Source organism: Ignisphaera sp. (assembly GCA_038831005.1).
GTDB lineage: Archaea > Thermoproteota > Thermoprotei_A > Sulfolobales > Ignisphaeraceae > Ignisphaera.
Genome location: JAWBKZ010000006.1, coordinates 40,431 through 59,739 on the forward strand (window position 1 = coordinate 40,431; position 19,309 = coordinate 59,739).

The window sequence follows — 19,309 nt, forward strand, 5'->3', positions numbered from 1 at the left end:
CATAACGATAGGTGTGTATTGATGGATCTAGAGAAAAAATTGGGTAAGAAGGGTAAAACAGTTAAATTAGACGAAAAAACATCGATAATGATAACGAATGAAAATGTAAATAGATTATTGAAAAGGATAGAGCTAGATCTGTACATAGATCACGTATTTAGTGGAACTCCATCAAAAAGTTTGCTAAAAAATGTTATAGCCAACCTGTATAACGTACCCGAAGAAAATGTTATTGTTAAAAACATAGAGAGCAGATATGGTTTAGGCACATCAATAGCTCATATACATGTATATAGTGATACAGACTATATGAAGAGAGTTGAACTAAAGCATATATTGAGGAGAAATAATGTACAGATATAGAGTATCGGTGGTTCTAGATGTCTAAGGACACAAAATCGACATACAGATCAAGCCTCTATGAGTATGACTATAATATAGGAGAGATAAAGTTGAAGAATAGGCTCTGTCCACGTTGTGGCTCAGTAATGGCACTCCATAAAGTCGGTAGAGTTCGTTGGCATTGTGGCAAATGCAACTACACATTATTTGTTGAGGAAAAAGCGAAGTGATTGTACTAGGGATAGAATCTACAGCACATACTTTTGGTATAGGGATTGTAACAGATAAGGATGTGGATTTTGTTCTTGCAGATGAAAGAATTAGGTATATACCAAAAGAAGGAGGTATACATCCTAGAGAAGCATCAAGATATTTTGCTGAAAATGGTCCGAAAGCTATTGAAAAAGCACTAGCTAAAGTAGATATAAATCCAAGATCTATAGACGCTATAGCGGTTGCATTAGGGCCGGGATTAGGACCATGTCTTAGAGTTGGAGCAACAATAGCTAGAGCATTAGCTGTATATCTAGGTAAAGCACTTGTTCCTGTAAATCATGCTGTTGCTCATATAGAGATAGGGCTGAAGACCACGGGTTTAAAAGACCCAGTTATTGTGTATCTCTCTGGTGGGAATACAGCTATAGTAGCTCTTGTAGAGAAAAGGTATAGAGTTTTCGGGGAAACAATAGATATTGCTTTAGGAAATCTTCTAGATTCGCTGGCTCGCGATATAGGATTAGCGCCACCATATATAGTTAATGGACTTCATGTTATTGATGTATGTGCTGAGAAAGGTAAAAATATAATTGAAGAACTACCATATGTTGTGAGAGGACAGGATGTATCTTTTTCAGGTTTATATACTGCTGCTCTTAAAGCCTATAAACGTGGTGTAGATATAAACGATCTATGTTTAACTGTTAGAGAGATAGCCTACAACAGTATTATCGAAGTATCTGCAAGGGCTCTTATGCATACAAAGAAGAAAGAGATCATGATTGTAGGCGGAGTTGCCGCAAGCCCTATTTTGAGAAATAAGTTTGAAGCATTAGCACATATATATGGAGCAAACCTGGGGATTGTACCTCCTCAGTATGCTGTAGATAATGGTGTCATGATTGCTTGGACAGGACTATTAGAATACAAATCCGGTATAATTGTAGAGCCACAAAAGGCTATAGTCAACCAGAGATGGAGAGTCGATGAGGTTGATATTATTTGGAGATAGATTTGAAGAAAGCTTTATCAAGTCTTTTAGATGAACGTGTACTTCTGTTTCTACCAAATGGTGAAGAAATTAAGGATATGCTTAAGGATGTGAAGATAATAGCTATGGGTGCTGAAGCTGTTATAGCTAAAGCAGTATTCCTCGATATCGATGTAATTATAAAGTGGAGATTTCCCAAACCATATATGCCTCAGCATCTCGATACCGAGTTTAGAAGGATTAGAACTTCTACAGAAGCTAAAGCATTATTCAAGTCTATAGTCATCGGTATTAAGGTGCCTATACCGCTCTATATAGATGATGATACTGGACTGCTCATAATGAGCTTCATAGATGGGGTTTCACTGCGAGACACAATGGATAGTTTCTCTATCGAGAATGTATGTGAGATATGTAGAAAGATAGGGATATGCGTAGCAAAATTGCATGAGAACTCTATAGCTCATGGAGATATAACGACAAGTAATATATTGATCGAGAAAGGCAGTAAAGATGTTTATATAATAGATTTTGGATTAACAAATTTCACTAGCAGATTGGAGGATCAGGCTATTGATGTACATATATTCTTTCGATCAATAGAAAGTACTCACCACAATTTCGAAGATCTGGCAAAAAAATGTTTTATCGAGGGATATAGACAGATCAGGGGAAACTATACAAAAAAAGTTCTAGAGACAGTCAATAATATAAGGAAGATGGGTAGATATGTAGCTGAAAGAAAGATAAAGAGTATATGGAAATCACAATGATTAAGCTATACTTTGTTACAAACAACATGGGTAAGTTTAATGAAGCTAAGGAAATACTAAATAGCTATGGAGTTTCTCTAGAACGTATAGATACTGAAAAAATAGAGATTCAGAGTACATCTTTAGAAGATATAGCTAGATACTCAGCTATACATGTATACAAGCAGGTAAGGAAACCCATTATTGTGGAGGATTCTGGACTGTTTATAGATGCTCTAAACGGTTTCCCGGGTCCTTACAGCAGTTATGTCTATAAAACCATAGGGTTAAAAGGGATATTAAAACTTCTACAAGGTGAAAACAATCGTAAAGCGGTATTTGAAGCTGTTGTTGCTTTAGCTTTAAGAGAAGATATGGTTCTAACCTTTAAAGGTGTTGTAGAAGGATACATAGCTCTTGAGATTAGAGGTTCAAAAGGGTTTGGCTATGACCCTATATTTGTGCCAAAAGAAGGTGAAGGTAAAACTTTTGCCGAAATGGATATACATGAGAAGAACATGTATTCGCATAGAGGAAAGGCTTTTAGATCGTTGGGGATGTGGATAAATATGAATATAGATAAGCTTAAATACATAGTACTCTAAATAAATGGTTATTGGTATAGGGTTGTTAATCTATGGCCGGTAAAAAGAGGGATAAAGGTCAATCACACTCTATAAGGCCTGTTAGAGTAGGGCCCCCAAAATGGGTTAGATATAGCATAGAAGAAATAGGGGCGCTTGCAGCAGAATTAGCTAGAATGGGCTATACACCATCTATGATAGGTGCTATACTGAGGGATCAGTATGGTATACCGTTGACAAAAAGTGTAACAGGTATGAAGTTGACAAAACTTCTAGAGAAATTTGGTGTTAAATATCCGATACCTGAAGATCTATTGAGACTTATGGCTAAAGCAGTAAATCTTAGGAGACATATATCTGAACATCCTAAAGATACTGTTAGTTTGCGTGGATTAATAGAAACGGAATCGAAGATAAAATCTATGATAAAGTATTACAAGAGTGTTGGAAAGTTGCCGCAAGATTTTGAGTATTCTCCAGAAAAAGCAGAGATATGGGTATCTCAATATATGGGTCTAGGTGTGCAAGCGTTGCAAGAATCTCAATCAGCTACTCAAGGAGCTTAGGATTGGTAATCAAGCTTAGGATAAGGCAATGTCATCTCTAAGTCTTATACAGCATATAAAGAGCTTTAAACGTATATACGTAATTTATTCTATAGATCTTGACTCCATAATAACCTCATCTATGTTGTTACGGATCGCTAAAGATGAGGAAATAGAAATATATCTAGCGCCGTTCTATGCAGCATCAAAGCCATATGATTCCGAAGCTCTGGTAGTACTTGTAAAGGTTTTCCAAAAAACACCTGTATCTGGATTAAAGGTTTATCAAATCGATGATATTCTGGGCAAAGATCCTAAGATAATGGCTTCAACTACATTATATATGTTAAAAGAATTTAAGAAATCACTCATTCTACCTAGGTACATCGAACTCTTATCTCTAGTAGCAATGTTGTCCATAAGTAGAGGTACAGTATACGACGAGAATCTAATTGATTTACATAAGAATATCGTAGAAGAAGCAGTAGATAAGAATCTCTATACCCTCATAGACACTATAAGATTGTTTGGATATCCAAAAAGAGATGTAGTTGAAGCACTTACAAAGACAATAGATCCATATATAGCAGGAATATCGCTGAACTACGAAGGTAGCAAAAAGCTGTTGGAGAGTATAGGAGGATCTCTTTCAACTGAAGAAGCTAAAACAAAACTTGTGAATGCATTAAATAATATACTAGCTCAATACAATAAATCAGGAGTCTCTATCATAGGTCCCAGGATTATTCTAAAGGAGACAGATGTAGTTGATGATATTTATGAAGCAGTATACATGTTGTACAATTACTTCGATTTAGTGGGCTCGGACCCCCTACTTTATCTATGTATAGATAACAGAATTCTAGATATAATCAAGGGGGCTTATGATTATGTTTCAGAAAGCCTAAGGGAGATTATCGATATATCTATAGATGGTAATATTAAGAAAATGATAGTTAAAGGTGTTAAACTTAGTTTGATAGATATTTCTTCATCGTCCATCACTCCCCCACTCTATACCTCGTATAGGATTCTGAGAGCTTTAGGATTAGTAGAAGATGTCACTGTCTTCACCAATGGCAAAGAATTCCTATTACCTTTACCGTTTGTTGCATCTAGATGGCCTTACGATAAAGAGCTAAATATAGAGAAAAGCTATGCTGTATTTAGTTCTCTACAAGCATTGGGAGATGTATTTAAATGAATATGTATGTAGAAATCAATATACATACAGGCAGTAACGAGAAATGCCTGAGCGTATTGTCAGCTATAGAACCTGATAACTATTCTGCCCCATATGGAGTATCTATACAGATGGAGTGTATTAAAGATACCTTAGTAGTACGAACAGGGTTTTTGGGCTCTAAATTGTTAACCTTTAGAAATACCGTAGACGATATACTGGAACATGTATCAATATCAATAAAAACAGTAAAAATGCTATCAGAGTACAGCCAAAGTAAATGATGCTAAGAAAGGCTTTTAAGCTATACTCAAATTGTGGTAGGACTGTAAAAGGTAGTACAGTATGTCCAGTACAATGAAGTTTAGATTGACTGGTAGAGAGAGATGGAGGCTTAAGAAATGGTATACGGTTATATCGCCACAAGTATTTGGCTCTCTACCAGTTACTTCAACACCTAGTGATGAGCCCTGGAAACTACTTGGACGAGTTATCGAGATAACTCTATATGACTTAACTGGAGATATAACACAGGTACATGTTCATCTATATCTGCAGATATATAAAGTTGATCTAGAGAAAGAAGAGGCCTATACGATATTTAAAGGACATGAACTTGCTAGGGACTATGTCAGAAGTTTGACAAGGAGAAAAAGTAGCAAAATTGTGGCAATATTTAATGTTACAACCAAGGATGGGTATATAATTAGGCCTACTGTTGCAACATGGACTACATATAGATGTAACGCCAGTCAAAAACATAGTATAAGGAAAATAATGATGGAGCTTGTAACAAAGATAGCATCTGAAAAAACTTTTGATGAATTTATAAACGGTATGATTTTTGGAGATTTTGCTCAAGCAATATTCAATGAGGTTAAGAAGATATATCCAGTAAGAAAGGTTGAATTCGTTAAATCCAAGCTTTTAGCAGTAGCTACAGCCGAAGGTCCAAGGAAGGCCGTCATAATTCCTAAACCAAATGTTTTAGAAGCAGCATTTCTTTAAAAGGATCTACCATCACGCTTAGATAAAGTTAAGATGAGAATAAATTATTTTACTGCATTCTTTCTTTGTTAGTTATGGTATTAGTCATCTAGAACATATGTTTCCCAATACATTGATACAATTAGTAACTGTTTAGAGTTATCCTTCAGCATAATGATGGATATCTAAGGTAATTGTAAAGGTGTGTATGATTACAGTTTGAATTCTACCTATATCCGCAAGTCACACGATTTAGGTAAAATAACGTATCCTAGATCAATTGAAGTGATAGATCCTTGCTAGGGAGAATATGTTTTTAAACTTTTCATATAAGCTATTGTTTTCAGAATTTAATAGGAGGTTGTATGGATTGTTAATATTGGGTGAAGGTTTTGATAGGTATTGTATTGGCTGCTGGGAAGGGTAAGAGATTATGTCCACTGACAGAAACACGTCCCAAGATTCTCCTTCCCATTCTTGGACAACCAGTTATATATAGGCATATTGATTTATTGAAGAAACTAGGTATTGATAAGGTAGTTGTTGTAGTATCTCATTTTAGAGAAAAGGTTGTGGAGGTTGTTAAGGATATAGCTAATGATATTGGTGTAGAAGTGGATTTTGTTGATCAGAAGGAGGAACTTGGTACAGGTCATGCAGTTAAGGTCGTTTTAAGGAAATATGAAGACGATGCTGTCATAAGTTATGGAGATATATACATTCAGCATACAAAGCTTCTTCCGAGTCTTATTGATGTTGTTAGACGTAAAGATAACTATATCGTAGGCGTGGAAGTCGGTGATATTTCTCGATATGGTAAGCTTATAGTTGATGGTGATAGAGTATTAGGTGTGATTGAGAAACCTTCTGAAGGTGGTAGAGGTTTAATTAATGCAGGTATATATGTTGTTAAGGGTAGTGTTCTTAAGCTTGTAGAAGAGATAGGATTATCTCCTAGGAGAGAATATGAATTAACAGACCTAATATCTATAGCTAATGAAAAAGGGTATACGTTCAAGTTTATTAAAATTGAGAGTGAATGGTGGCAAGACATAGGATATCCATGGGATTTCTTGAAGTCTGTTAAACTTGAGCTTTCAGACATCAGATCAAGAGTTATTAAGGGCGAGATAGATCATAGTGTAACTATTAAAGGAGCTGTAGTAGTAGACGAGGGAGCAGTTGTTAAAGGATCTACCTATATAGAGGGACCCGTATACATAGGCAAAGATACTGTGATAGGACCTAATAGCTATCTAAGACCATATACTTCAATAGAAAGAGGAAGCCATATAGGATTCTCTGTAGAGGTAAAAGAAAGTATAGTACTTGAGAAATCACATGCAGCTCATCTAACATACATAGGTGATAGCATTATAGGAGAAAACGTGAATCTTGGAGCAGGAACACTAATTGCAAACCTAAGATTTGACGAAAAAACAGTTAAGGTATCTATCGATGGAATAAGAATAGATACAGGTAGAAGGAAAATGGGTGCAATAATAGGGGGATACGTAAGAACAGGCGTAAACGTATCAATAATGCCGGGAGTAAAGATAGGCTCATACTCAATAATATATCCAGGCGTAACAGTATATAGAGATATTCCTCCAAACGCAATCGTAGATAGAGACTGGATATAGCTTAAAACCATGATAGCTTATTTAGTTAGACAAAATGAGTTATCCTTATGGCGGCGGTCGTCTAGCCTGGTCTAGGACGCCGGCCTGCCAAGCCGGAGATCCCGGGTTCAAATCCCGGCCGCCGCACCAAATAATTAGTTCTCAACTCATTTAAATAGCGTCTGAAGATACATCGAATACAATGTCTATAGACCATATACTTGTGTTCACAATATATCGGAGTCTATATGGCTTAAACTAGTTCTATCAATAAGGAGAAGCCGACACCAATATAACTACTACATCTGGATATATAGTACGTTAAAACATAAAGGTATATATGTCTATGCTAGAGTAGTTTTTAGAGCTGGTATAAAGAATGATGAGAGGAAGACATTTGTCAGAAAGCCTATTGTCTACTAATTTTCGAATATAGAGCATATAGGTTATGTTAATCTTCTCAATAGACGTCATTAGCTTTAGCTTAATCTCTTTATCTCTACGTATCTTCAGGATAAACATTCTATTCTCAAGGAAGTCTATAATTGTGCTGATCTATCGCTACAACGTAGACTTAGCTTTATAGAGGTATAATTCCTAATATTACTGATAATGAAATATGTATGTAGTTTATGAAGTCTTTCAGCAGTAGATGTGAAAGAATGTATATGGTTGAAAACATCTAAGAAATTCGAGAGTACAGCAAGTTTCCTATATAGAGATAGAAATACCTCGTATAGAGACATTTTAATTGACGCTACTGACGATAGTAACATGTATGCATAACAAATCATAAATAGTAACAATACCGAACAACAAAAGTGTATGTATTCAAAATAAATAAGGAGTCAACTAGAAACAAATCATTATGTTGTTATTTATATGATGATATATACTTTTTGATAATTCATATACCGTTGTCGATTAATATTACAGTACAGTATAGAATATAGATTGCCGAGATCTTCCACTAATCCACATTCATATCATTTTATACAGGTACAATATAATCTACATAGTTGTGCTATTCACAATCTTTATTCAAGTATAGTAGTAGAGGATCTTTAGTTTAAGGTGTCACCTCACAGCTACTATGAATATTCCAAGAATGTATAAATGGTTTGATAATTATAAGTATTGAATTAATTATATCTATCATTTCAGTACATTCTACCTGTTAGTATTCTCGATAGTAGGGACATGAGTTTCTTGATGGCCTCTGGCGAGAGGCCTTCGCTTTCCAGATGCTCTCTCAGATCTATCGTTTTAGCGTACAGATCTTCTGTATTGGACGTAGCTGTCTTTGTCTTTTCTGTGAATTCTGTTATAATTTTCTGTGCATCCGTTATTGTTAGATTTTTGTACAGATCCTTGACTATCATGGATGCCATCTTAACTAGGTTGACTTCGCGGTAGATAGTTGCATCTATAGCTGGTTCAGAGGTTGTTTGGTTCGATAGGCATGGAATGGATAGAGTTATTGGCGGTAATTCTCTATGTTCTGAATCTATATCTGTATACTCTATGGATATGGTTGCCAAATAAATGTTGCCAGACCTTTGTGGAGGGACGACTACTTCTCCAGCTATATCTATACGATCATATGTATAGATATCTCCAACAGATATTTCTAACCCGTTTTCTGTAGGTTTCAATGACCTGTTGTATATATAGATGGAGCTTGTAGGTGTACTCTTTACATACATTTTGACGTTTTTTGCACATATATTTCTGTATCTGTGTGCAAGTTTCTCTACAACTGGAATAAGCTTATCGGCATCATCTAGAACCTCTAGAACACCTTTAGTAGATGTTGCGATATCCATTAGCAGCTTATCGTTGCAGTCATCACCAACACATACGATAACAGATGCAGAAACATGTTCCCCCAATCTTCTAGCTATATCTATTATCTTCGAGCTACTTCTTGTACCAGTCGTCGGAATACCATCTGTTATAACTATAAGCTTATGCGAATTTATACCTTCACTCCTCATGTTCAAGTAGTTGCTGTATACATGTTTGAGAAGACCATAGATATTGGTTCCGCCACCGAGCCTTATATCTAATACAGATGACAAAGCCTTGTTGTATTCAGATACTCTTCCACTATAAACAAGTTTTGTTCTATCATTGAAACTGTATATATTTATGTAGTCGGTTGATGGTAGATTCTTGAGCATCTTTAAGACAGCCTCTTTGGCTCTGAATATCTTTGCTCCATCCATAGACCAGCTAGCATCTATAGCAACACTATAGAGAGAAGATGTTGAAGCAAACTTTTCGCTACATCTAAACCTAATGAGAAACGGTACAGCTTCACTCTTATCCTCAACTATATAGTGTCTACCTAATCTAGACTCAACAGATACAGGCACACAAACACCAGTAATACTCTGGTACCCAGAAGGTTAATAAATGTGTCACAAACAGTAAAAATAATTCATACAATATATAGAATACAGAAATCTTTTCGAATCCTTTCATTCAACAGGAGTATATTAATCATGAAGTCATCGAGCGCTACATCAACAAACATTACAGATATACACCGGGGTAGTAGCTTGATAAACTCTTTAATGTAACCCCTTTCAATGATTGTAGCTACTACTGAGGCTGATGTTGTTAGAGAAGGTGGATTTGATCACCTACATCAGCATCGGGACGATTAAGAATCCGTTGATGAGCCTTAGGACTGACAAGTTCTTCGAGAAATGTAGCTACAATGTGAAGCTAGTGGAGTAATTCTGTCATACTCTGCTATCTCTTTATTTTCTTCTAACTCTTTATATAGATTATTACACCAAAGGTAATAGAGATACGTTTTCCATAACATAGTTCTATAGTTCTCTAATTAAATAGTGCTAAACTATGTATTGATAATAAGACATATCGTGTTTATTTATCTACACCTCGTTTTTTCTACCCATATTGTTTTCCTGAAGAGAGCTACTCTATGTTTAGTGTGTTTCTGAACCATACATCTATTTGTGGAAACGGTATCTCTATACCAGCATCACTTAACGCTTTTTTCATTCTCCACAAAAGATCCTTCATAGTATCGTAAGCTACTTGTGGTGGCGTCCAAACTCTTACGGTTATCTCTATACCGCTTTGATCGAGATTTGAGACAAAGATATCTGGAGCTGGGTTTACAAGTACATATGGATGTTCATCTAATACGTTCTTTATTATTCTGTACGCTTTTTCAGCATCATCTTTGTACGATATCGAGAGCTTGAACTCTATTCTTCTAGCTACAGCTTTGCTAAAATTCTTTGTAACACCGCTAATTATTTGTGTATTAGCTACACTGATGATGATGCCATCGAAAGTTCTTATACGTGTAAAGATAGGAGATACTTCTGTTACCTCACCTGCATTATTTGCTACTTCAACAATTTCACCAACATTTATCGTCTTTTCAATCATTAGATAGAGTCCTGCAAAAAGGTTCGATAAAAGTGGTTGAAGAGCTACACCAATAACTATACCAGCAAAACCTCCAGCCAATGCAAATCCCGTAACATCTATACCGGTAATTCCGAGAGCTACTACAACAACTGTAAACAACAATACATAGTATATAGCCCTACTTACATTAGAGGCAATAGCTTTTGATGTTCTAGCTGAAAGAAACTTTAAGAATGTTCTTCTGATTATGATACTAATCACTACTCCAACAACTACTATAGATACAAATACAATAACTCTGTATACAACTTCACTATTCAAAAGCGATATATTCTTGGCAACGTCCTCCAAGCTCATCAATATCCCCACAACATATCGCTTCTAAAACTAATTAAAGGTGATTTAACTTCTTCTGGCTCATCTATAGCTCTATACCCAGATTCTATAGGTTCTTTCTCATACTCTACAATAGCTGTTGAAGAGCTACTGATAGTTACTATAACACGTTGGGTACAGCATCTCCAGCTACCATATTCATAAAATATGGATAGAGGTGAGGAATCTAGAAGAAGTTTGGATAAGATAGCAAATCTATCTAATTTATTCCTTACCTCTAGATATGATAAACAAAAACCCAAGTCTGTTTCTCTAGGTTTCTCTAGAAAAACATCCGTTTTACAGTACCTAGCAATAAGCCCGCTCATGTCTCCGTACCTAGATGGTGGACCATAGAGAGTATATTTATAGAGTTTATGTAGAGGAACTATATCTATAATTACAAAAGAGCTACCACTATAGCTATAGACAGCCACATCAATTGGTAAATAGAAGTAGAGAGACAGGTTATCCATTGGTGGAACATAGATAGGTCTAAAGAATTCACATAAGATATGCCTTGTGATAAATCTTGGATAGTAGATGGGATACATAGGTAATAGCTTTAATACACCTTTTGTTATCACCTCTTTCTCAATCACCTCATTTCTATATCTTCTATACAGCACATTATCTCCTAGAACATCAACATTAACCCTATACATACCCACTATAATAGGGGGCGCTATCTCTCTTCCAAACATCTATAGATCACTAAAAGCACTCAAAGCTACACCTATTAAAAATGGTTGACATCAATGCATTTATCTAAGGTTTGCGATAACAGCTCAATTTCATTAACATCATGCGTTTCGATAAAGAGATCCCAAATATTTTCCATAACATTAGTTATTGTTCAAGAACTTAAGTATACTTTGATTACGCTAGCTATTGTCTTCTAGTAGTTTAGGATTTCTAGGTATTCCGTTTTATCCGGTATTCCAGCTTCTTTAAATGCTTTCCTTCTATTGATGCAGCTTTCGCATGTGCCACAATGTTTTTCAAGTCCTTTATAACAGCTCCATGTCCTATAAACTAGGTCACCAACAATATTGTGGCATAATTTCAAGAGCTTACTTTTCTTTAACAGAGCTATACTTGGTGTCCATACCTCAATACTCCTTCTATCTCTGAAGTGGCATATCTTTAATGCTGATTCTATTGAGAGGAAGCATTCTGGTGAGCAATCAGGATATTTTGGCTCGCCAGTATCTTTTCGTGGCTCTACATCGCTATACTGGCTACCCAAAACCACCACAGCTTTATCGCATACCTCCTGCTCCAGTAATGTATAGGCATAAGCTGCAGCCATTGTAAGCATAACGATATTCCTGATCGGCACAACTACGGTTCTCTCATATTCACTCTCTACATCTATAGCTTCATCCACTAGCTGAGTACCTTTCCAAATCTTTTTCATAAACGATATATCCAGAACCAATAAATCTACAACCCTTCCCCACCTTCTATCAACAGCAATACTATTCAATTCATTAACAATTTCTTTAACAGTATCTAGCTCTCTTCTAGAAGCCTTGTGACCATAATCAAAAAACACAACAGATGCATCATAACCTTTACTAAGCCAGTAAACCAGCGAACATGTGCTATCTATTCCACCACTAACTATAGCAACAACTCTTGTTCTAACCATATATCACCACCTCATTATCCATATCACCGCACTATCTATGCTAGAGGTTTTCAGCAAATATGAAACTATAAAACATCTAGTGGTTTAAATAAATAAGCCTTTTACCTTATTCCTATAACTTTATGAAGCTGGGGTAACACTCTATATGGAAGACCATGTTTAAGTACATAGTCGACAAGCTCTGTATAGCTTATTGTGTAACTATTTGGTTGTACAGATAATCTATCTAATGGAACGTATCTTGGTACATATTTTATCAATTCATGAAAATCTCTCTCAGGATCTGTGATCACGAATTTAATCCATAGTCTATCTACAGATATTTTCTTCAACTTCATACCTGGATAGTCTGGATTAAACGATGGTAGTTTTGGTGATGCTATAACCAGGTCAACTATTTCCCTAATAACATTGGAGAGCTCTATAGAGGCGTTGGTCTCTATCGCCACTCTAAATCCAAGGCTCTTTAGTTCAATTACTAACTTATCGAGTTCCGATAATTGTAGTAGAGGCTCTCCACCAGTTATTGTAACCCATCTAGCTTCAGATTCTATAGCTTCTTTCACGATACTATCGATACTTATCTCTTCTCCCTCATTCCATGCATACTTGGTATCGCAATACCTGCAACGTAAATTACAGCCAGAAAGCCTTATAAAAAAGCATGGAACACCTATCAGCATACCCTCGCCTTGGATAGACTTAAACATCTCAGCTATCCTTATGGATACTCCACCTCAACCCAGCTAGTTGGAGTCTCATAAATTCTAACCTTTATACCTAGGAACTTGATCCCAAGAGCTTTTAATGATGTACAGATATGTTCAAGTATATATACAGCTATAAGCTCAGAGGTCACATTCTTATCTTTAAATACCTCATTGAGATAGGTGTGATCTAGTACTTCAATTACATCTCTAACAATTTTTCTAAGCACAATAATGTCTACAACCATATTCATTTCATTCAATGAATTCGATTCAACTTCAACATCAACTATGTAGGTATGTCCATGCAGATTCCTACAAGGTCCCTGATGATCCTCTATTCTATGAGCAGCTGATAAATACTCTCTAATACCAACTCTATATCTCATAAACCATTACCTCGTAAATGTTTACATAGTTTTAACCAGATCTTATGGCTCAGATATTATACTCATGACTTCAATATCTCTAGCACCAATAATAGGTATTCCTAAACCTAGAAACAAAATAAAAATTCGATAATAAACCAATAAGCAAATAGTTTATAAATCATAGACCTTACACTCTTGGTAAACCTAGTGCATTGGTATCAGTAGACCAGATAATTAAAAATAATTAACTAGAGTCTAAGGTGTTTATGATTAGAGTTAGCTTAGTTATTCCTCATATAACATTATTTATCGAGTTACAGGCAGTAATACTATATCTATATCTATGCTTATCTCTTCAATATTTTAACCTTAAAATTTATCTTGATAGTTATAGCTAATTAATTGTGCATAAACATTTAAACAACGTTTTGATTTACCTTTCTTAATCGTTAAACCCATTACATAGTGATGGTTACTAAGATAATTTCCGAGTTGATACATTTAATTCATTTTTCTAGGTAACACACTTCAGTAACATTATTATTTCAACAAGTAGAAGTTTGGCGAAAAATAAAGAATGATTGTATCTTACTCGATATTTAGAGCTATGTTAGAGTAGACATAGACATATGGATCTCAAGACTGGAGTCTATAGTTATATCTAGTAATCAAGGTCTATTAATTGTAAATTACAATTTAAATTATTCGTTGCTATAGGTCATGAGAAGACAGGCTTAAGCCTAGACCAAACATAATATAAATATATAAAAATAAAAAATAGATAATGCATTCATAATGTTACCAAAGTACTCTTATTGGTGGTGCTGATAACCCTTCTATATCTGTTGTTTTTGTATCACTACTTATTGTTATACCTATGTATAGTTGTTGATTTGGTGAAGCTGTTAGTTTCGGTATTACTATTGGATTGCTATTAGCTTCCTCTAGATGTGCTACACCGTTATATGTTACATTTGTCCATCCGCTGCCCCATAATGTTGCCTTAAGTTCAGATTTAATTGATGAGAGATCTATTCTGAAGCTACTACCAGTTATCACAGCATTTTCAACTACTTTTTGGTTATTAACATATATAGCTGAGATACCTACTTCAGACATAGAAGTCCAACCATCTCTAGGTATCACTATTCTGCCTCCAACACTATTGAATTCTATCTTAACAGTATCTCCTTCTGCTACATTTACTGTACCTTTATTTGTTGTTATCTGGCCACCATATCCAACTTTGAATTCCATATATCCTGATAGATTAGCAGGTCTAGCGGCATTGATCTTCACAGGACAAACATCTCCACCACAGCTTCCCAGTACAACTTCTTGTGGTTGATATTCTCCGGTAATTTGTACTGGTAGATATAATCCTTTTGATAACCAGTAGTTCCTTATACTCCATTTCAGATATGCCCATGGAACCTTGATGCCGCCAAACTCTGTTCCAAGCTCTGATACAGTAAAGTATAGGTTCTCCCAACCACTTAGATAGGTATATCTTCCCGCAATCCTCACAAAATCATTCCAACACCATACTAAGTATCTTCCAGATGCCCTTGGCACAGTTGTTCTAAATGCAAAATACTCCCAACCCATATTTCCATGCCAAACCTCAAATCTCTGATTAACCTTTAACTGATCAACATATATCGTTATAGGCACTACATCAGCCACATCACCAGCACCCTGAAGTCCATGGTACGAGAACCACACCATAAGCTCCACTTCATTATCGTTTACACCTCTACCTCTGCTAGTATCTCTCATTAGCCATGTCTCAAATGCAAAATTATACAGAATCCTCTTATCAGTATGTGTTATAGAGTAACTATCTACATAAACACATAGCTTCACATTATCATTAACTAAATCACGTACTCCTATAGGCAAATCAACACGTTCGCTAGTGATGAACCCTTCAGGAGCAGGTCCATAATCATTCCAAGGCTTTCCACCAACCCAAATCTCTGGATACCCATGTACCCAACCACCAGTACCTGAATAATTAGCGTCTACCACTACATCTAACTGATAGTCCTTAGGCCCATAAACCTTAGCAACAAGCTGAACATTACCTCGAGTAATTCCAGGACAATTCCATAAATTACCCTCTAATATAAATTCACAAACACCATTACCATCAGTATCCAAACAAGTCCATGGAAACACATTATTACTATCTGCAATCAAAGTGACAACAGTTCTAGTTGTTGTTGGTGTAGGCGTTGGTGTGGTTCCAGGCGTTGTTGGTGTTGGAGTAGTTCTCGGTGTTGTAGGAGTTGTAGTTGTTGGTGTTACAATAGTTGTTGTAATAGGAGAAGTAGTTGTTCTTGTCACCGTTATTGTTCTAATTATTGTTACTGGTACTGTTGTTGTATGTGTAACTGGCACAACAGTTGTTATAGGTGATGTAACTGTAAATGTTACAGCAACTGTTACAGGAACATTAACAACAGTCGATAGAGTAACAGGAACAACAGTAACAGTAGTACCAGTAGGTGTTGGAGTAGGTGTTGTAGGAGTAGTTCTAGGCGTTGTGGGCGTTGGAGTAGGCGTTGGTGTGGTTATGGGAGTTGTTGGTGTTGTCGTTGTTGGAGTAGGTGTCGAAGTAGGTGTAGTAGTTGTCATTGTTACTTCGTACCATAATGTTTGGTATGAGCTACCTATGGATATGACTTGGTTTCCTCCTGATGTAGTTACAGATAGTGATGATTTCCTCTTACCTATATTATCTAGTGCGTATGCTGTTGCCCTATTGCTTGTTTTAATAGTTATTGTTGCCTCTATCCCTTCGGTAATTGTTGGCGCTCTACCCATATCTCTATATGTTGTCAGTTTTAGTCCGTGAAGGTTTGGTACTGATGCTAGATCTGTTGTGGCTGTAAATAGTAGTTGTTTATTATCGTAATTGTAGATCTTCGTCTCTGTATTAGTTGTTAATCCTACTGCTACTACCAGTACTCTTTTAGCGTCTCTAAAGCTCGATCCCTCTATTACATGTATAGCTATTGTTGCCCAACCATTTAGTAGCGCATTCTTAACCTCTATGACAATTTCCCCTAGGTCGAATCTTTTACCACCAATAAATCCTGTCAGAACTTTGCTTCTAGATGTATTAACTATGAACACGCATCTACCAGATTCTCTGCAATCCCATATTAATTCACCAGTATCGCTAACATACACAGATTGACTAGGTGCAGGAACATCTCTTGGTAGTAATGTATTTGGAGGTCTAGAGCGATTTGACGGTACAACTACTACACCATGGAGTAGTGCTGTATGCGCAGGATTGCCAGCCATTCTACCATTTGGAAGATTCCATACGCCAGCTGTTCTAGACCTGATAAACTCTATTTCTTGATCTCTAGAAAGTTCAACAGCAACCCATTGCCTAGCTACCTGGACGTCGCCTCTGACAAACAACATATGTGCTGTAATCATCATAGCCCATCTTTGGGGATCTTGACCGAAATCTAGTGTAGCCATAATACGTCTCGTATCGAAATTCCATCCATAATCTGGGTCTCCATAACAGTACGGTAGTATTCCATCCCAGTCATGGAATGCTCCATAAGCTGACAGGAATACCCATCCTTCTGCTCTATACATGTTTGGAAATGGATGATTGTATTCGCTTATAGTATGAGGTTTACCAGCTATTTTTTGATTAGCCATTCCAACAATTGTACTTGATGTGGGATTATTCACCATAGCGGTATTCAGTACATAATAATCACCGGACCAGAAATCGCCAGCAGGATAGTTCCAGTAGCCATGTGAATCTGCTAAATCCATATGTTGCATTATGTTGGGGGTTCCTCCCCATGTCATCTGCGTACCTATTACAAGTGCTTTTACTTTTAGTTCATTCTTTAGATAGTTGTACATATCTCTAAAGTAGTCGTAGTCTAGATACCACAGAAATTGCGCCCAATCTCTTTGTGCTGCTGTAGGTCTGTTACTGTATTCACTTAGTGCAAAAATCCTTACAGTTCCTGCTTCAAGATTCTCATCACTGTATAAACTTCCCCACGCATTCCTTAAGTTTGTTGTTGAACCATATTTCTGTCTCAAATACTCATTCCATTTTTTCTGAAGCTCAGATTTAAACACGTCTGGAAGTCTGTCTACTGCTCCATCAAACCATCCAAATACCATACCGTACTCATTTAAGATCTCTATAAACGCTATGGCAGGATCTTCAGCATAGGATAGCCCTGTGTATGGATTTACATGGGTTAGTAGTTTTCTTGCGAACTCCTTTTGAAGATCTCTAACAGGTTTGTAGAAGAAACCTAGAATGTGCTTATCCTTGATATTCATTGAATCTACTTCTCTCGGTAGACCATCTGATGACGAAAAGCTTCTGTAACAAAGCAGATTGATGTTCACATAGATACCGTTCTCTTTAAGTTTAGCAACCAGGTAGTCAAGCCTATCAAGTCTTGTTGGATCAAGTTCCCTTGTACCAGGAGCTCTAAATATGTTATCTGAAGTCCAGTGAGCATCTAGTGCATGTAATCTAACAAGATTTATGCCATATTTAGCGAATCTTTTAGCTAAAGCTTCTGCTACACTTTGTGGAGCAAATATTGCTGGAGATACAAGATTTATGCCTAAAAATCTTATCCTTTGGCTTCCTACATACAGACGTCCATCACTTCCCACATAGACGTGACCATATTTACCAGCTGGTTTATGTAGATAAACAGACAGATCTATTGAGGTAGCTTCACCGTCATTCCATGGAAAGTAGAACTGAAATAGAGTCTGCTGACTATTTGCTGATACAGGTTGACTTATGTATGGTAGTATTGACGAAACAGTCAAAACACATAAAATGGTCATCGATAATACACGTATTGATCTTCCTATCTTCATAAAGATCTCCCCTATCTATACGTGACACACGTATTGTATAAGATTTTTAAACATTTATCAAAATACTTAAAGAATTTGATGACTACAAAATAGTTTTAATACATCTCTTAAACTCTTAATGTATCAATTAAGGATAATAGTTCACAGTACAAAACATTAAATAATCCACTATGATCAGAATCAAGTTATCTTTTTAGAGAAATAATCTTTTCATCAAATTCTGCCAGAATTGATATCATATATCTCTTTTTAGGGAAAGAGTTCTAGAACACAGTATTCAGTATTATAGTTATTACTTTTGCTTTACTATTTAGATGACCTACTTTCATGATTTCTATAGATTTCCACTACTTGATTAAGTCATACTTATATCAATGTTGTTACAGTTCGTTTCTATTCAAATAATGTATGAGAATTATCAACTTTGATAGATCTTTCACTTTTGCAAGTCTGATTATTATCATACAATATACCTTAAAAAGACACTTAAATGAGTTGAGTATGTTCAATTACTTGGTGCCGCGGCCGGGATTTGAACCCGGGTCACGGGCTCGAAAGGCCCGCATACTTGACCGAGCTATACTACCGCGGCGCTGATTTAATAGTATTTGTTGTTGTTGTGGTAATTAAGCTTTACTCAGGCGCTATTGCTCATTATCATGTATTAGAT

At 36.1% G+C, this 19,309-nt stretch carries 17 protein-coding genes and 2 tRNA genes; 11 read left to right on the forward strand and 8 right to left on the reverse strand.

Annotated elements, in window-relative coordinates; translation table 11 throughout:
* Positions 1-21 precede the first annotated feature (21 nt).
* From QXK50_07900 to QXK50_07950, 11 genes are all read left to right on the forward strand, one after another.
* Positions 22-363, forward strand: coding sequence for a 30S ribosomal protein S24e (locus tag QXK50_07900; GenBank protein MEM2009071.1), 342 nt, complete (start codon positions 22-24; stop codon positions 361-363).
* A gap of 17 nt (positions 364-380) precedes the next feature.
* Positions 381-572: a 30S ribosomal protein S27ae gene (locus tag QXK50_07905; protein MEM2009072.1), complete on the forward strand. Its 192-nt coding sequence runs from the start codon at positions 381-383 to the stop codon at positions 570-572.
* Complete coding sequence (gene kae1 / locus QXK50_07910) at positions 569-1,570, forward strand: KEOPS complex N(6)-L-threonylcarbamoyladenine synthase Kae1 (GenBank protein ID MEM2009073.1); 1,002 nt, start codon at positions 569-571, stop codon at positions 1,568-1,570. Before QXK50_07905 ends, kae1 begins: the two co-directional genes overlap by 4 nt.
* The gene (locus QXK50_07915) at positions 1,561-2,322 is read left to right on the forward strand and encodes a Kae1-associated kinase Bud32 (protein ID MEM2009074.1); all 762 of its coding nucleotides are present in this window, start codon (positions 1,561-1,563) and stop codon (positions 2,320-2,322) included. Before kae1 ends, QXK50_07915 begins: the two co-directional genes overlap by 10 nt.
* On the forward strand, positions 2,319-2,906 hold the full coding sequence (locus QXK50_07920) for an XTP/dITP diphosphatase (protein MEM2009075.1): 588 nt from the start codon (positions 2,319-2,321) through the stop codon (positions 2,904-2,906). The genes QXK50_07915 and QXK50_07920 overlap by 4 nt, the downstream gene beginning before the upstream one ends.
* Positions 2,907-2,938: 32 nt before the next feature.
* Positions 2,939-3,451, forward strand: coding sequence for a 30S ribosomal protein S15 (locus QXK50_07925; GenBank protein MEM2009076.1), 513 nt, complete (start codon positions 2,939-2,941; stop codon positions 3,449-3,451).
* Positions 3,452-3,479: 28 nt separating this feature from the next.
* Positions 3,480-4,634 (forward strand): hypothetical protein, encoded by a 1,155-nt coding sequence (locus tag QXK50_07930; protein MEM2009077.1) that lies wholly within the window; start codon positions 3,480-3,482, stop codon positions 4,632-4,634.
* Entirely contained in the window at positions 4,631-4,897 is a 267-nt protein-coding gene (locus tag QXK50_07935) for a KEOPS complex subunit Pcc1 (protein MEM2009078.1), read from the forward strand. The genes QXK50_07930 and QXK50_07935 overlap by 4 nt, the downstream gene beginning before the upstream one ends.
* A 61-nt stretch (positions 4,898-4,958) precedes the next feature.
* A complete protein-coding gene (locus QXK50_07940) occupies positions 4,959-5,621 on the forward strand; it encodes a 30S ribosomal protein S3ae (protein MEM2009079.1) in 663 nt (220 codons plus the stop codon).
* Between the two features lie 362 nt (positions 5,622-5,983).
* Positions 5,984-7,243 (forward strand): sugar phosphate nucleotidyltransferase, encoded by a 1,260-nt coding sequence (locus QXK50_07945; GenBank protein MEM2009080.1) that lies wholly within the window; start codon positions 5,984-5,986, stop codon positions 7,241-7,243.
* A 50-nt stretch (positions 7,244-7,293) separates the two neighbouring features.
* Positions 7,294-7,372, forward strand: a tRNA-Gly gene (locus QXK50_07950).
* Positions 7,373-8,382: 1,010 nt separating this feature from the next.
* Here the strand turns inward: QXK50_07950 and QXK50_07955 are convergent.
* From QXK50_07955 to QXK50_07990, 8 genes are all read right to left on the reverse strand, one after another.
* Positions 8,383-9,600 (reverse strand): VWA domain-containing protein, encoded by a 1,218-nt coding sequence (locus tag QXK50_07955; GenBank protein MEM2009081.1) that lies wholly within the window; start codon positions 9,598-9,600, stop codon positions 8,383-8,385.
* A gap of 571 nt (positions 9,601-10,171) precedes the next feature.
* Positions 10,172-10,993 (reverse strand): mechanosensitive ion channel family protein, encoded by an 822-nt coding sequence (locus tag QXK50_07960; protein MEM2009082.1) that lies wholly within the window; start codon positions 10,991-10,993, stop codon positions 10,172-10,174.
* A complete protein-coding gene (locus QXK50_07965) occupies positions 10,993-11,715 on the reverse strand; it encodes a DUF432 domain-containing protein (GenBank protein ID MEM2009083.1) in 723 nt (240 codons plus the stop codon). Before QXK50_07965 ends, QXK50_07960 begins: the two co-directional genes overlap by 1 nt.
* Before the next feature lie 194 nt (positions 11,716-11,909).
* Entirely contained in the window at positions 11,910-12,665 is a 756-nt protein-coding gene (locus QXK50_07970; protein MEM2009084.1) for a 7-cyano-7-deazaguanine synthase, read from the reverse strand.
* A 101-nt stretch (positions 12,666-12,766) separates the two neighbouring features.
* The gene (locus QXK50_07975) at positions 12,767-13,375 is read right to left on the reverse strand and encodes a 7-carboxy-7-deazaguanine synthase QueE (protein ID MEM2009085.1); all 609 of its coding nucleotides are present in this window, start codon (positions 13,373-13,375) and stop codon (positions 12,767-12,769) included.
* An 11-nt stretch (positions 13,376-13,386) separates the two neighbouring features.
* Positions 13,387-13,761: a 6-carboxytetrahydropterin synthase QueD gene (gene queD, locus QXK50_07980; protein ID MEM2009086.1), complete on the reverse strand. Its 375-nt coding sequence runs from the start codon at positions 13,759-13,761 to the stop codon at positions 13,387-13,389.
* 780 nt (positions 13,762-14,541) lie between these two features.
* The gene (locus QXK50_07985) at positions 14,542-18,639 is read right to left on the reverse strand and encodes a beta-galactosidase (protein ID MEM2009087.1); all 4,098 of its coding nucleotides are present in this window, start codon (positions 18,637-18,639) and stop codon (positions 14,542-14,544) included.
* A 514-nt stretch (positions 18,640-19,153) separates the two neighbouring features.
* Positions 19,154-19,231 (reverse strand) — tRNA-Glu (locus tag QXK50_07990).
* Positions 19,232-19,309: the final 78 nt, after the last annotated feature.